This is a genomic window from Spiroplasma ixodetis (genome assembly GCF_059729505.1).
On the sequence record NZ_AP038353.1, the window covers coordinates 520,597 to 533,944 of the forward strand.

The window sequence follows — 13,348 nt, forward strand, 5'->3', positions numbered from 1 at the left end:
TTTATCCTCTTTCTATTTAATAGATTGAAATGCATTTCCTCTAGCTAAATTTACAAGTTTTTCTAATTCATTAACATCAGTAATACCTGTAGTTTTTGCTTTTTCATTTAATTTCCTTTCTAATTCTTCTGGATTAATACTATTTGTATGTAAATCTAAAAGAGTTTTAGGATTAAAATTATTTGAATTAAATTTATTTTCTTGTTTAATAGGTTCTATTTTATCAATTAAAAAATCTTTATAATCTTCATTTATTTTATTAAATGCTTCTTGTTTAGATAAAGATTTATAATTATCAATACTCATTAAATTTTTAATTAAATTTACTTTTTTAGTATCTTTAATATTAGAAAATAATTGTTGCTATTCAAAACTATTAATTTTATTTTCATATTCTTTTATTTTTGTTTAATATTCACTTAATTTAGGTTCTAATTCTTTTTTAAGAAATTCATCTTTTGCTTGAGCATATACAACATTTCTTTGTTGTTTTAAAGTTTCTTGTAATTCTTCAAAAGTATAAGTTTCTTTTTTTCTTTAACTTCAAAATTATACATAAAAATACTCCCTTGTTTAATAATCGCTTTTTTGATAATCCCTTGTAACTCATGTTAAAAATAACATAATCGCTTTATTATATTATATCATTTTTATCGTTTAAAATAAACGAAAAAACCTATATTTATTATAGGTTTTTAATCATTATTTTCTATTTTTCTTGGTTCACAAAGATTAATAATTATATTACTTTTTGAGTTATTTTCTTCTAAATTATTTTGTAAATCATCAAATTCTTCTGGATGACATTTTCTTAAATATTCTCATTGATATTTTGGGTCTTTCATAGCATTTCGTAATAAATAATTAGCAATTTTTTGACATGCTTTATCATAATCTTTCAAGAAATTTTGTTGTCATTTTGTCTGTTAGCGTCGGCAATCAAATATATATTTTCTATCAATTCCTAATGCTAAATTTAAACCATTTTTTGTCATTATTGTTGGAACATTTTTATTATCTCTAAAATATTCATTTATCTTTTCTTTATAATTTCCTAATTCTTTTTTTTGTTGGCATATTATCACCTTATTTTAAAACATATATATTTAATTATATCATTTTACAATTATCATATTTCCAAACTTTATTTCTAAAATTACTATAATCAAAATCATAAATTAAGAAAGGAAATAATATTATGAATTTTCTTAACAATGAACTTAATTATGATGAACTTGATAATCAAATTAAAAATAATGGTTTAAATTATTTTACAAATCTATTAAAAGCATATGATGATTTTTGACATCAAAATATATATGATAAAACTAAGCATAAATATGTTAAAACCGCTCCAAGAAGTCCAAATACTAAATATGGTAAAATAAATAATTTTTATCGTAGATGTTATTTAATATTAGAAACTAATGAATATTATTATCCTTTAGATGATTATATAAAAATTAAAAAAAAAAAAAAAGAACACTTACAAGTTTAGAGCATACAATAATAAAAAATTCAGTCAATGGTAAAAGACAATCTGATGTACAAGATACTATAAAAAATACTAATTTTTCTAAAACATATATGACTAATTTAATGAAAAATGCAGTAATAGGTATTGAAGAAATAAAAGAAAAAAAAGTAGTTTTACCAACTGAAAAATTATTTGTAAATATGGATGATTGTTTTATAATTTCTTTATTTGATAATAAAAAACAAAAAAATCGTATTCGTACAATTAGTGCAAATAAAGGTAAAGATTTAGAAAAATCTACTAAAAGTAGAAATGTTTTAAAAGATAAAAAAATTACTTATATGAAAACTAAAAATGGTCAAAGAATTAAAAGACAAGAATTAATTGATAAAATTTATGAATTTCTTGATTTACAATATATTTATTCTAAAAGTAGTTTAGTATTTATTGGTTATGGTGCGCCTTGAATTAAAACTACTGCTAAAAATGAAAATATTCCTTATGTAATTGATAGACATCATGCATTTAAAGCACTTAAAAAAGGATTTATTATTAATAGAAAAGTAAATAATAAAAAATTAACAAATGCATATGAATTATTTGTTAATGGTGAATATTATCAATTATTAGATTTTTTAAAAGAAAATAAAGTTGATGAGCAAATATATAAATATTTTAAAAATAATAAAGAAGGAGTTATAAATCAAAAAGAAAATTGAAATCAAGGAGTTTGTGTTGAAAGAGATGTATCACATTTAGTTAAATCTTTAAAAGGATATGGTGCTAAAATTTATAATGATAAAGTACTTGATAATATGCTTATAATTAATTCAGCAAGAATTAATAAATTAAATCTTTTACTTTAATATTTTAAAACTTAATAAATTTAAACCTAAATAGTTAGGAATTTTTAGTTTAGATAATTGTAAAATAATAACTTAAAACACTTGATTATAAATGTAAAAAGGTATATAATATAACCAACAATTAATAATTTAATGTTGTCTTTTATTTAAAGAAAATTAAATTATAACTATTAACTTTACTCACCCATTAATTCATTTTCTTCAACAGAACGGTTATCTTTGGTTTTAAAACTGCCTGAATTAGTAAATTGCTTAATTCAATTATAAGTAGTTGCTCTTGTAACATTGTACTCTTTAGCAAGACAAGACACTGACTTACCACTTTGATATAAATCTACTATTTGTTTTTTAAATTCATCTGAATATGAATTAATATTGGCCATAATTATAATTTCTTTCTTTTAACTAATTTGTTCACTTGTCTACGTAATTAGTGTCCAATAAAGTGTAACCCATCCACAATAATGATAAAACTACATATAGAAATAAAACTGATGAAAATGAAAAAATTCACAAATCATAACATTTAGATAATTATTATATGTCAAAAAAATCACTTTAAATAAATTATTTTTTTAATTATTTTACTAAATTTAAAAATATTGCGTATAATTTATATAATGTTAAAATTTAAGAATAACGGAGAATGAATAATGTCTGAACAAGAAAAAGTTTCTGCTGAACAAAAAATTATTAATATTGCAGTGATAGCACACGTCGATGTTGGAAAGTCAACATTAGTTGATGCTTTATTAAAGCAATCAAATATTTTTCATCAAAACCAAGTTATTGTTGAACAAATAATGGATAGTAATGATCAAGAACGTCAACGAGGAATTACTATTTATTCTAAAAATTGTTCAATCATGCATGGTAATACAAAAATTAATATTATTGATACACCTGGTCATGCTGACTTTTCCTCTGAAGTTGAAAGAATTATGAAAACAGTAGACTGTGTTATTTTACTAGTTGATAGTGTTGAAGGACCAATGCCACAAACTCGTTTTGTATTGCAAAAATCACTAGAACATAACTTAAATCCAATTTTAATGATTAACAAAATTGATAAAAAGGACCAAAGAATTGAAGAAGTAAAAGATGAAGTATTAGAACTTTTTATGGAATTAAATGCTAATGATGAACAGTTAGACTTTCCAACACTTTATGGAATTACTAAACAAGGTATTGCCCAATATGAACTGAATCAATCAAGTGAAAATTTAGAACCATTATTTGAAACAATTATTAAACATGCTAAAATTTCTAAATTAGTAAAATATAATGAGCCCTTACAAATCCAAATTAGTTCATTAGATTATGATATTTTTATTGGCAGAATTGGAATTGGTAGATTATTTCAAGGTACTATTTCTGAAGGACAAGAAATAATTGTTGTTGTTGATTATGATTTAAAAAGAAAAGCAAAAGTAAAATATTTATTTGTTTATCAAGGATTAAAACGAGTAGCTGTTAAAAACGCTGTTGCTGGTGATATTGTTTGCATAGCAGGTATTGAAAATATAACAATTGGTAATACTATTTGTGATAAAGATAATGTTGTGCCAATGGAACCAATTACAATCCAAGCTCCAACAATGTCAATGAATTTCCTTGTCAATAATTCACCATTTTCTGGAACTGAAGGTAAACTAGTAACTAGTAATAAAATTAAAGAACGTTTAACAAGAGAATTAGAAACTAATGTTGGTTTAAAAATAGAACAATTGTCTGGAAGTAATGCTGATGGTTTTAAAGTTTTTGGTCGTGGTGAATTACATTTATCTGTTTTAATTGAAAATATGCGTCGCGAAGGCTTTGAATTAGGTATTTCTAAACCGGAAGTAGTATTTAAAAAAGATGAAAAAGGACACACCACTGAACCAGTAGAAGAAATTATTTTAAATCATCCTACTGAATATAGTAGTACTGTTATTAATAATTTAAATCTAAGAAAAGGGATTATGACTAATATGGATTCTGATAATGTTCGTGATAAAATTATTTTTCATATTCCGACAAGAGGATTAATTGGATTTGGTCGTCAATACGTTAATATTACTCGCGGAACGGGTGTTATGGTTCGTAGTTTCCTTACATATGAACCATTAAAAGGCGAAATTAATAATAATAGAAATGGCGTTCTAGTAAGTATGATTACAGGGACAACATTACCTTATGCTTTAAATTCTTTAGAAGAACGTGGTACTTTATTTGTTAAACCACAAACTAAAGTGTATGAAGGGATGATTATTGGTTTAAGTAATCGTGATAAAGATTTAGATGTTAATCCTTGTAAAGCAAAACAATTAACAAATACTAGAAGTTCAGGTAATGATGAAGCTGTTAGATTAACACCACCAACTATTTTTAGTTTAGAAGAATCTTTAGAATTTATTGCTAGCGATGAATTAGTTGAAGTAACACCACAAAATATTCGTATGCGTAAAAAATTATTGACTGAAAATGAACGTAAACAAAATAGAAATCGTAAGTAATACTTACGATTTTTTGTTTAAAGATTAAAATGATTATAATTTACACAGTTAACTGTAGATACTCAATATTCTGATTCAATATCAATAATATCATTTAAAGGTAAAATTTTTTGATTTTTTTGCAATGTATCTTCTATCTGTATTGTTTCATAATTAGCAAAGTTATTAACTTCATTAATCATTAATTGAATTTGCTTATCAATAAGTTATTTATTTTTTTTCTTTTCAATATATTTTTTTCTGCGTCTTTTTTCTCCTTCTCTTTTTTTTCTAATAAATTCAGGATTTGATTTATTTTTTTCAAAATATTGTTTTTGTCTTTCTGCATGTTTTTGTTTTTTAGTTTTAATGTTTTCAAATTAAATTTCTACAAAAATAGCGGAAGAAGGTACAAAAATAGATTCATCTTTTGTTTTTTCGTTATTGTTATTCTCTAACATTATATCCAAATTTTATATTTCCTTTTTAAAATAAAATAGTGTATCCATAAACTTAATATAAGTTTATGTTCTTGATTTTATCTTCTTTTTTAATTTAGAAAAGGAAATTATTTTGCATATAAATAACTCCCTAAATTTTATTAATATATAAATTTGCGTGATTTTATAAACAAGTTCTTCTTATTTTTTATTTTGGATAAATTACATTTAAAATTACACTTCCAATAACTAAAGGGTCATCATAAGTCATTTCAACTGTTAAAGTAGTTGGTTTAATGTTCATATTATTATATTTTAAATCACCTAAAATAATTTTTTCTTTTATTAAATTTGATTGTTGATTATTTTCAATTAATCTCTCTTTAATAACCTCCTTTACAGTTTCTGGACTTGTCATTCTCAATTTGTCTTCAGGTTTTAATTGCAGATTTGTTTTGTTTTTGAAAATTACTGCTAAAATTCCTTTATTATCACTAATTTATGATTATTTAGAAATCAAATCATTTGATTTTTTTTATTTTTTTTCTTCCTCTTCTTCTTCTTTTTCTTTTCTTCTTCATCTTCTTCTGACATAAATTACAAACCCCTTTTCTAAGCCCTTAAATTTTTTCTAAATTAATTTTACATGATTAAAAATATTCTATTGACATTTTACTTTTATTAGAGTAGAAATTTAGATAAACAATTAGTTGTATAAATTACTGATGTGTTTTTTATTTTTTGAAAATTAATAATCTTAAACATTAAAATAGTAATTATTATTACTTTTAATAAAGTTTTTTATCTTTTTTTAAAGAACTTAGTAAAAATAAGATAAAATATTAATATTGCATTAAAGAAAAAGGTAAACGTATGTCATTTCAACAATTTAATTTACAACCATGACTAATTGAAAATTTAAAAAAAGAAAAACTAATTAATCCAACACCAGTCCAAACCGAAATTATTCCTTTAGCATTAACTAATAAAAACTTAATTATTAAAAGCTCTACTGGTAGTGGTAAAACTCATACTTATTTAATTCCAATTTTAAATAATTGTAATGTTACTTTAAAAGTAACACAAGCAGTTATTATTACACCTACTCGTGAACTTGCTCAACAAACGTTCAATTTTTTAAAAGCTTTAATCAAAGTTCAAAATATTAGCATTGCTTCTTTAGTGGGTGGCAAAGATATTATTCGTCAAAGTAATAATTTAAGTAATAATCAACCACAAATTGTAATTGGCACTCCAACTAGATTAAAACGTTTATATGAACTTAATATGTTAGCAATTACTACTACTAACACTTTAGTTATTGATGAATGTGATATGTTATTTGATATGGGATTCATGGAAGATTTAGATTTTTTAATTACTAAAATGAATAAAAATACTCAAATTATGACTTTTTCAGCAACAATATTACCCCAACTAGTTACTTGATTAAAAAAATATATTACTAACGCTACTACAATTAGTATTGATAATAAATCTCAAAAAATTAAACATATTTTTATTAATCGTCATCATCAAGATAGTAAAAAACAACTACAGTCATTATTAACAACGTTTGATCCTTATTTATGTTTAATTTTTGTTAATAACAAAGAAAATATTGAAGAAATTGCAAACATCTTAATTAAAGAAAATAAAAAAATAGCAATCTTACATGGTGGATTACCAGCACGAGAACGTTCTCAAACTTTTAAACGTATTAAAAATTTTGAATATCAATATGTTGTTTGTTCAGATATTGCAGCACGTGGTATTGATATTGAAGGGGTATCTCATGTTATCTCTTTACAATTACCGACAAATAATCTAGAATATTATTTTCATCGAGCAGGGCGAACAGGACGAGCTAACTATTCAGGTATTTCTTATGTATTTTATGATAAGAGTGATAATTCTACTATTCATAAGTTAAAAAATTTAAATGTTCCAATAGAATACTATAAAATTAAAGATAATAAGTTACTACCAGAAATTACTAATTACAACATCGTTGCTCATAAACGAAAAATAGAAAGAAATAAAGAAGAGCAATATGTTATTAATCGCTTTAAAAAAAATAAAAATGTAACTCCTGGTTATAAGAAAAAATTTAATAAAGATTTAGAAGCAATAAAAAAAGAAACAAGAAAACAACACATTAAAGCATCAATTAAGAAAATTAAAAAAACACAAGCAATTGCAAGAAGAAAAAAACTTTTTGATAAAAATTAATAATGAAAGAGGAAGCAAGATGGAAAATAACAAATTAATTATTGGAACTCATGTTTCAATGAAAGCACCAAAATATTTATTAGGTGCTCTTGAAGAAGCTCTAAGTTATAATGCCAATACGTTTATGTTTTATACAGGTGCTCCACAAAATACAATCCGTAAACCAACCAAAGTATTATTTATTAAAGAATTTACAGAAAAACTAATTGAAAAAAATATTGATATTAATAATCTTATTGTTCATGCTCCTTACATTATTAATCTGGCTAATAGTATTAACAAAAGTACTTACCAATTAGCAGTAGATTTCTTACAACAAGAAATAATTCGCTGTCAAGATATTGGCATTAAAACTTTGGTTTTACATCCAGGTAGCGCTGTTGGTGCTTTACCACAAACTGCTTTAGATCAAATTGTTAAAGGACTAAATGCAGCATGTTTAGAAAAACAAACTGTAAAAATTGCTTTGGAAACAATGTCAGGAAAAGGTAGTGAAGTAGGAACTACTTTTGAACAACTTCAATATATTATTAATAATGTAAAAAGACCCGAACTAATTGGGGTTTGTTTAGATACTTGCCATTTATCTGATGCTGGTTATGATCTTAATAATAATTTAGAAAAAGTAATACAACAATTTGATCAACTTATTGGATTAGATAAATTATTAGTTATTCATGTTAATGATTCTAAAAACCCAATCAATGCTCATAAAGATCGTCATGCTAACTTAGGAATGGGTTACCTTGGTTTTCAAACTTTAATTAACATTATTTACCATCCATTGTTGCTTACTAAAATAAAAATTTTAGAAACGCCATGAATTAACGGTCATCCACCTTATTTACATGAAATTAAAATGATAAGAACAAAAAAATATAATAAAGAAATTTTAGAATCATTAGGAACTAGCAAATAATGAAAAGAATTGGTATTTTCGGTGGAACTTTTGATCCATTTCATAATCAACATTTGAACATTGCAAATACAGCCTATCATAAATTTTCACTTGATGAAGTTTGAATTTTACCAACAAAACAAAATCCGTTAAAAGATAGTGTCAGTGCCAGCGTTCAACAAAGAGTTGATATGATTAATTTAGTTATTAAAAACTATTCTTGAATAAAATTAAATGATTATGAACTAACAAGTAAACAACCTAGTTATACTATTAATACTATTAACTACTTTATTGAAAACTATCCAAATCACAAATTATTTTTTATTATCGGTTCTGATAATTTATATACCTTAAATAAATGACAAGGAATTGAACAGTTAATTAATTTAGTTAAAATTATTGTTGTTAATCGCCCTCATTATCGTAAAACATTAGAACTAATGTCAAAATACAAGTGTCAAAATTTAGTAGTTCGACCAAGTAGTGATATTAGCTCTGCCAAAATTAGAAATGATGAAATTATTAATCAAATTGATATTAAAATTAATGATTATATTAACAATAATTTAATATATAGTTATGAGCGTTTAAAAGCAAATTTGGATAACAATAGAACTGAACATTGTATTAATGTTGGTAAAATAGCTGTTAAATTAGCAATCCATTATAATGAAGATGCTAATAGAGCGCTAATTGCTGGAACTTATCATGACCTTTGCAAACAATGAAGTAAAAATAAAATGACTAAATATTTAACAAAATATAATAAAGAAATTTTACAAGAACCATTTCCAGTTTGACATGGTTATGTAGCAGCATTGTATTTAAAAAATCATTATCAGTACCATGATGATTTAGTTCTTCATGCAATTGCTAAACACACTACTGGTGCAACCGAAATGAAACCTTTAGAATTAATAGTATTATTAGCAGATAAAATATCAATTGAACGTAACCATTATTATGTTGAAGAATTAAGAAAACTTGCCTTTCAAGATTTAACTGTTGCTTTTAAATACTATCTAGAAATTTTAAAAAAACATTTACTAGAACAAAAAAAACCATTAAATAATAATTTTTTAACAATATATGAAGAGTGAAGTAATAAAAATTAACAAATAGTATCTATAGTAAAATACTTATTTATTAATTATTTAATATATAATATTAAAGAAAAAAGAAGTTTAATAAACTAAATAGTATTGTAATAATATAAACAAATAATTGTAACTAAGGAGTACTAATAATGAGTTTAGTGAGTAAAGAATTAGAAACCAAAAATGGAAAAACAGTTAAACTTAAAATAGATAATTCAAATTCAAATCAAGTTAAAAAAATAAATCTTATTTTTGGAGATAGTTTTGTTGAAATGAAAAAAATGAAAAATGAATTAGTTGATTTTATTTTTATCGATCCACCTTATTTTTTATCAAATGATGGTTATAGTGTTAACGCCGGCAAAAGAACATCTGTTAATAAAAGTGAATGAGATAAAAGTAAAGGTTTTCTTGAAAATTATAAATTTCATCAAAAATGAATTAAAGAATGCGAAAGAATTTTAAAACCAAATGGAACTTTAATAACTACCGGAACTTATCATTCTATTTATATTTGTGGTTTTATTTTACAAGAACTAAATTTTCACATTCTTAATGATATAGCTTGATACAAAACTAATTGTAAACCTAATATTGGTTGTAGAAATTTTACTGCTAGTCATGAAACATTAATATGATCAAAAAAAGATATCAATTCTAAACATTTTTTTAATTACAAAGATATTAAATATTCTAAACGAGAAGAAGATAATTTTAAGAATGAAGATAAGCAAATGCGAAGTGTTTGAGCAATAACTACCCCTAAACCATTTGAAAAAATTTATGGTAAACATCCTTCACAAAAACCATTAGATCTTTTAAAAAGAATTATAATTGCTTGTACTAATGAAAATGATATTGTCTTAGATCCGTTTATGGGTAGTGGCACAACTGGTCTTGCATGTAAAATGCACAATAGAAATTTCATAGGAATTGAAAATAATATTGAATATTTTTATCTAGCAAAAAAAAGATTAGATGATAATAATGGTTAAAAATGGAATCGGTGGTGCAAATACAAAAACTGGTCTCGCTTTTGAAGGAGAAAAATAGTTATATTCATTTTTTAAAAAACAGGAAAATTATGAAATTAAAAATATGATTGAAATTCACAATTTAAAACGAAATGATGCATTTGAATTGTTTTATATGGGAGAACATGTTGCTAATATTTTCAAAAAACATGCAATCTATGTTTATTTAGAAAAACACCACAATTTAAACTGAAATTACTTTTTATCAAAAAAATTACTACCATATGACAGTATTTTTGTATATAAGAATAATACTTTTTTCATTATTGAAATTAAAACACAAAATGTTGCTGGAAGTGTTGATGAAAAACTACAAACTTGTGATTTTAAAAGAAAACAATGACAAAAAAATTTATCAATATTAAATTACAAAATTGAATACTGATATTTATTAAGTGATTGATTTAAAAAACCAGAATATAAAGATACTTTAAATTATATAATAGATAGTAATTGTCGTTTTTTTTTAATTATATTCCATTAAAAGAATTGGGATTACCACTATAACAAATAAAAATAAATTATTAATAAGGAGATCAAATATTATGTCCAAAAAAAATAAAACAAAAATTACTGCTTCGCCGAAAAAAGAAAAAACAACAGCAAAAATAAAAAAAAGCATGACCGATTATAACGAATTAAAAATAAAAAAAAGTGGTTTCTTAAGCGCAGTTATTAAATACTTTAAAAAATATCCGCTACTTTATCTAATTGCAATACTAACCACTATTGCTTCTTCAATAATTTCAGTAATTATTCCTAAAATTACTAATAATTTTTTAGCTACCCCCGATGGTTTTCAATGAGAAAAAATTACTACTTTAGCTTATATTTTAATTAGTTTACAAATTGCATCAGGATTATTTATGTACTTTCGTAATTTAACAGGAAGCATCATTGGTGTTAAAGTTGAAATTGAATATCGAAATAAAGTTTTAAAACATTTACTAGATTTAGATATGTCATATTATGAAGACCGCAAAATTGGTGACACTTTAACAAAACTAATTAGTGATACTAGTGTTATTGGTGAAAACATGCAATCTATTCCTTTAACTATGCTTAGTTCAATTGTGACCTTTTTTGGTTCAATTTACGTTATTTTTTCTTTAAATTGACAATTATCATTAATTGTTTTAGGTATTGTTTTATCAATTTTAATAATATCAGTATTAAATGTTCAAATTATTCGTTATTTAAACTATAAATGAAGAAAAGTTTATACTGAAGTTAATGCTGATATTACTGATCGACTAAATACTATTACTTTAATTAAAAGTAATGCTACAGAAAAAAGTGAAAATAAAAGATTTTCTAATGAACATCTTAAATATTACCAAGCAGCAAAAAAAACTATTACTTTTGAAAGTTTTACTAGAGCATTACTAATTACATTACTAACAGGAATTAACATTGTTGGTTTAGTTGCTGGTTTCATGTTTGTAAGTAAACACATAATTAGTATTCCAACACTAATTGCTTTTTTATTAGCAGTCAACACTTTAATTTTTCCAGTTATTCAAAGTATTCAATTCTTAGGTAATTGAGCTAAAACATCAACTTCAATTTTAAGAGTTAATGAAATTCTTAATATTAAACCAAAAATAGTTAATAAAGAAAAATCCTTACCAGTAAAACAAATTACTAGTGATATTATTTTTGAAAATGTTAATTTCCGCTACGATGAAAAAGAAGACTGAATTTTAAATAACTTCTCTTTCACTTTTGAAAAAGGTAAAAGTTATGCTATTGTTGGTGCAACTGGTGTCGGAAAAACTACTATTTCTAAGTTATTACTACGTTACTATGACCCTTCTGAAGGAAAGATTTTAATTAATAATAATACTGATTTACGTGATATTGACTTAGCACAATACTTACATCATATTGGCTATATTGAACAAGATCCACAAATTTTATTTGGCACATTTGCCGAAAACATTAGTTATACTAAGCAAGGAGCAACTTTAGAAGAAATCAAAATTGCTGTAAGTAAAGCTAACTTACATGATTACATTGAACAATTACCTAATGGTTATAATACAATTTTAGGTGAACGCGGGATTAACTTATCTGGTGGTCAAAAACAAAGAGTAGCTATCGCTCGTATCTTTTTAAAAAATCCAGAACTATTAATTTTAGATGAAGCTACTAGTGCTTTAGATAATATTGTCGAAAAGGAAATACAAGCACAATTTAATAAATTAATGATTGGTCGTACTAGTATTATTATTGCCCATCGTTTATCAACAATTAAAACTGTTGATAAGATTTTAGTTTTAGAAAAAGAAAAAGGTTTAGTTCAAGTTGGTACTTTTGATGAATTAAAAGTTAAAGAAGGTCACTTTAAACATTTATATGAAGCTGGAATTATGGGGTAAAATTTTTAATGAATCATTAATATTCCCATATTTAAATTAAAAAATAAAATTAATATTTTCAAATTTAGTAAGAAATATAATAATATGAAAAATAATAATTCCTATGAAGATAAACTTAACGCAATAGTTAAATTAGAAAGTTATATATGAATATATAAATTTTTTGGTTCAGTTTTATTAAATGAGGCTTCTAAAGAAAAAAAGTGATTTTATGATAAAAACCAAATACAAAAATTACGAAATTCTAGAGTTAATATTACAAGTATTAGTAATGATTTAATTATATTAGAAAAATCTAAATGTAGTATTATCACTAATATTAAAACTTTAGTAAATTATTTATATGATGTGTATGAACTTGTTTATTTTTCTTTTGAAATTTTAAACATATATAAAAGTAAAAATTTAACTAAAAAATAAAAGTAAAATAAATATTTAACTCA

Annotated in this window: 15 protein-coding genes and 1 pseudogene; 10 read left to right on the forward strand and 6 right to left on the reverse strand. The window is 23.5% G+C overall.

Annotated features, from left to right (window positions below):
- Positions 1 to 12: 12 nt before the first annotated feature.
- The 3 genes from AC6I4F_RS03505 to AC6I4F_RS03515 all read right to left on the reverse strand — a co-directional run bounded on the left by AC6I4F_RS03505 (position 13) and on the right by AC6I4F_RS03515 (position 1,085).
- Positions 13 to 306, reverse strand: coding sequence for a hypothetical protein (locus AC6I4F_RS03505; RefSeq protein WP_497874402.1), 294 nt, complete (start codon positions 304 to 306; stop codon positions 13 to 15).
- Between the two features lie 389 nt (positions 307 to 695).
- Positions 696 to 902, reverse strand: a complete 207-nt coding sequence (locus AC6I4F_RS03510) for a hypothetical protein (protein ID WP_497874403.1) — start codon at positions 900 to 902, stop codon at positions 696 to 698.
- Between the two features lie 24 nt (positions 903 to 926).
- Positions 927 to 1,085 carry a hypothetical protein gene (locus AC6I4F_RS03515; RefSeq protein WP_497874404.1) on the reverse strand — a complete coding sequence of 53 codons (159 nt, stop codon included), beginning with the start codon at positions 1,083 to 1,085 and terminating at the stop codon, positions 927 to 929.
- Positions 1,086 to 1,198: 113 nt separating this feature from the next.
- Here AC6I4F_RS03515 and AC6I4F_RS03520 point away from each other — a divergent pair, with 113 nt between their 5' ends.
- A complete protein-coding gene (locus tag AC6I4F_RS03520; protein WP_497874808.1) occupies positions 1,199 to 1,498 on the forward strand; it encodes a UPF0236 family transposase-like protein in 300 nt (99 codons plus the stop codon).
- Between the two features lie 89 nt (positions 1,499 to 1,587).
- The gene (locus AC6I4F_RS03525; RefSeq protein WP_497874406.1) at positions 1,588 to 2,343 is read left to right on the forward strand and encodes an Mbov_0401 family ICE element transposase-like protein; all 756 of its coding nucleotides are present in this window, start codon (positions 1,588 to 1,590) and stop codon (positions 2,341 to 2,343) included.
- 176 nt (positions 2,344 to 2,519) lie between these two features.
- Here AC6I4F_RS03525 and AC6I4F_RS03530 read toward each other — a convergent pair whose 3' ends face one another.
- On the reverse strand, positions 2,520 to 2,726 hold the full coding sequence (locus AC6I4F_RS03530) for a transposase (protein ID WP_497874407.1): 207 nt from the start codon (positions 2,724 to 2,726) through the stop codon (positions 2,520 to 2,522).
- A 270-nt stretch (positions 2,727 to 2,996) separates the two neighbouring features.
- Here AC6I4F_RS03530 and typA point away from each other — a divergent pair, with 270 nt between their 5' ends.
- Positions 2,997 to 4,841, forward strand: a complete 1,845-nt coding sequence (gene typA / locus AC6I4F_RS03535; protein ID WP_497874408.1) for a translational GTPase TypA — start codon at positions 2,997 to 2,999, stop codon at positions 4,839 to 4,841.
- 17 nt (positions 4,842 to 4,858) lie between these two features.
- On the opposite strand, the gene AC6I4F_RS03540 is transcribed toward typA, so the two are convergent.
- Together AC6I4F_RS03540 and AC6I4F_RS03545 are read right to left on the reverse strand one after the other, a co-directional pair.
- Positions 4,859 to 5,023 carry a hypothetical protein gene (locus AC6I4F_RS03540; protein WP_497874409.1) on the reverse strand — a complete coding sequence of 55 codons (165 nt, stop codon included), beginning with the start codon at positions 5,021 to 5,023 and terminating at the stop codon, positions 4,859 to 4,861.
- Between the two features lie 445 nt (positions 5,024 to 5,468).
- Positions 5,469 to 5,678, reverse strand: coding sequence for a hypothetical protein (locus AC6I4F_RS03545; protein ID WP_425382305.1), 210 nt, complete (start codon positions 5,676 to 5,678; stop codon positions 5,469 to 5,471).
- 455 nt (positions 5,679 to 6,133) lie between these two features.
- Here AC6I4F_RS03545 and AC6I4F_RS03550 point away from each other — a divergent pair, with 455 nt between their 5' ends.
- From AC6I4F_RS03550 to AC6I4F_RS03580, 7 genes and pseudogenes are all read left to right on the forward strand, one after another.
- Positions 6,134 to 7,492, forward strand: coding sequence for a DEAD/DEAH box helicase (locus tag AC6I4F_RS03550; protein WP_497874410.1), 1,359 nt, complete (start codon positions 6,134 to 6,136; stop codon positions 7,490 to 7,492).
- A 19-nt stretch (positions 7,493 to 7,511) separates the two neighbouring features.
- Entirely contained in the window at positions 7,512 to 8,411 is a 900-nt protein-coding gene (locus tag AC6I4F_RS03555) for a deoxyribonuclease IV (RefSeq protein ID WP_497874411.1), read from the forward strand.
- Positions 8,411 to 9,508 carry a nicotinate-nucleotide adenylyltransferase gene (locus AC6I4F_RS03560; protein WP_497874412.1) on the forward strand — a complete coding sequence of 366 codons (1,098 nt, stop codon included), beginning with the start codon at positions 8,411 to 8,413 and terminating at the stop codon, positions 9,506 to 9,508. Before AC6I4F_RS03555 ends, AC6I4F_RS03560 begins: the two co-directional genes overlap by 1 nt.
- A gap of 131 nt (positions 9,509 to 9,639) precedes the next feature.
- Positions 9,640 to 10,485 carry a DNA-methyltransferase gene (locus AC6I4F_RS03565; RefSeq protein WP_497874413.1) on the forward strand — a complete coding sequence of 282 codons (846 nt, stop codon included), beginning with the start codon at positions 9,640 to 9,642 and terminating at the stop codon, positions 10,483 to 10,485.
- A pseudogene (locus tag AC6I4F_RS03570) lies at positions 10,478 to 11,031 on the forward strand (hypothetical protein). The gene AC6I4F_RS03565 and the pseudogene AC6I4F_RS03570 overlap by 8 nt, the downstream one beginning before the upstream one ends.
- A gap of 38 nt (positions 11,032 to 11,069) precedes the next feature.
- A complete protein-coding gene (locus AC6I4F_RS03575; RefSeq protein WP_497874414.1) occupies positions 11,070 to 12,905 on the forward strand; it encodes an ABC transporter ATP-binding protein in 1,836 nt (611 codons plus the stop codon).
- Positions 12,906 to 12,989: 84 nt separating this feature from the next.
- Positions 12,990 to 13,325 (forward strand): hypothetical protein, encoded by a 336-nt coding sequence (locus tag AC6I4F_RS03580; RefSeq protein WP_497874415.1) that lies wholly within the window; start codon positions 12,990 to 12,992, stop codon positions 13,323 to 13,325.
- Positions 13,326 to 13,348: the final 23 nt, after the last annotated feature.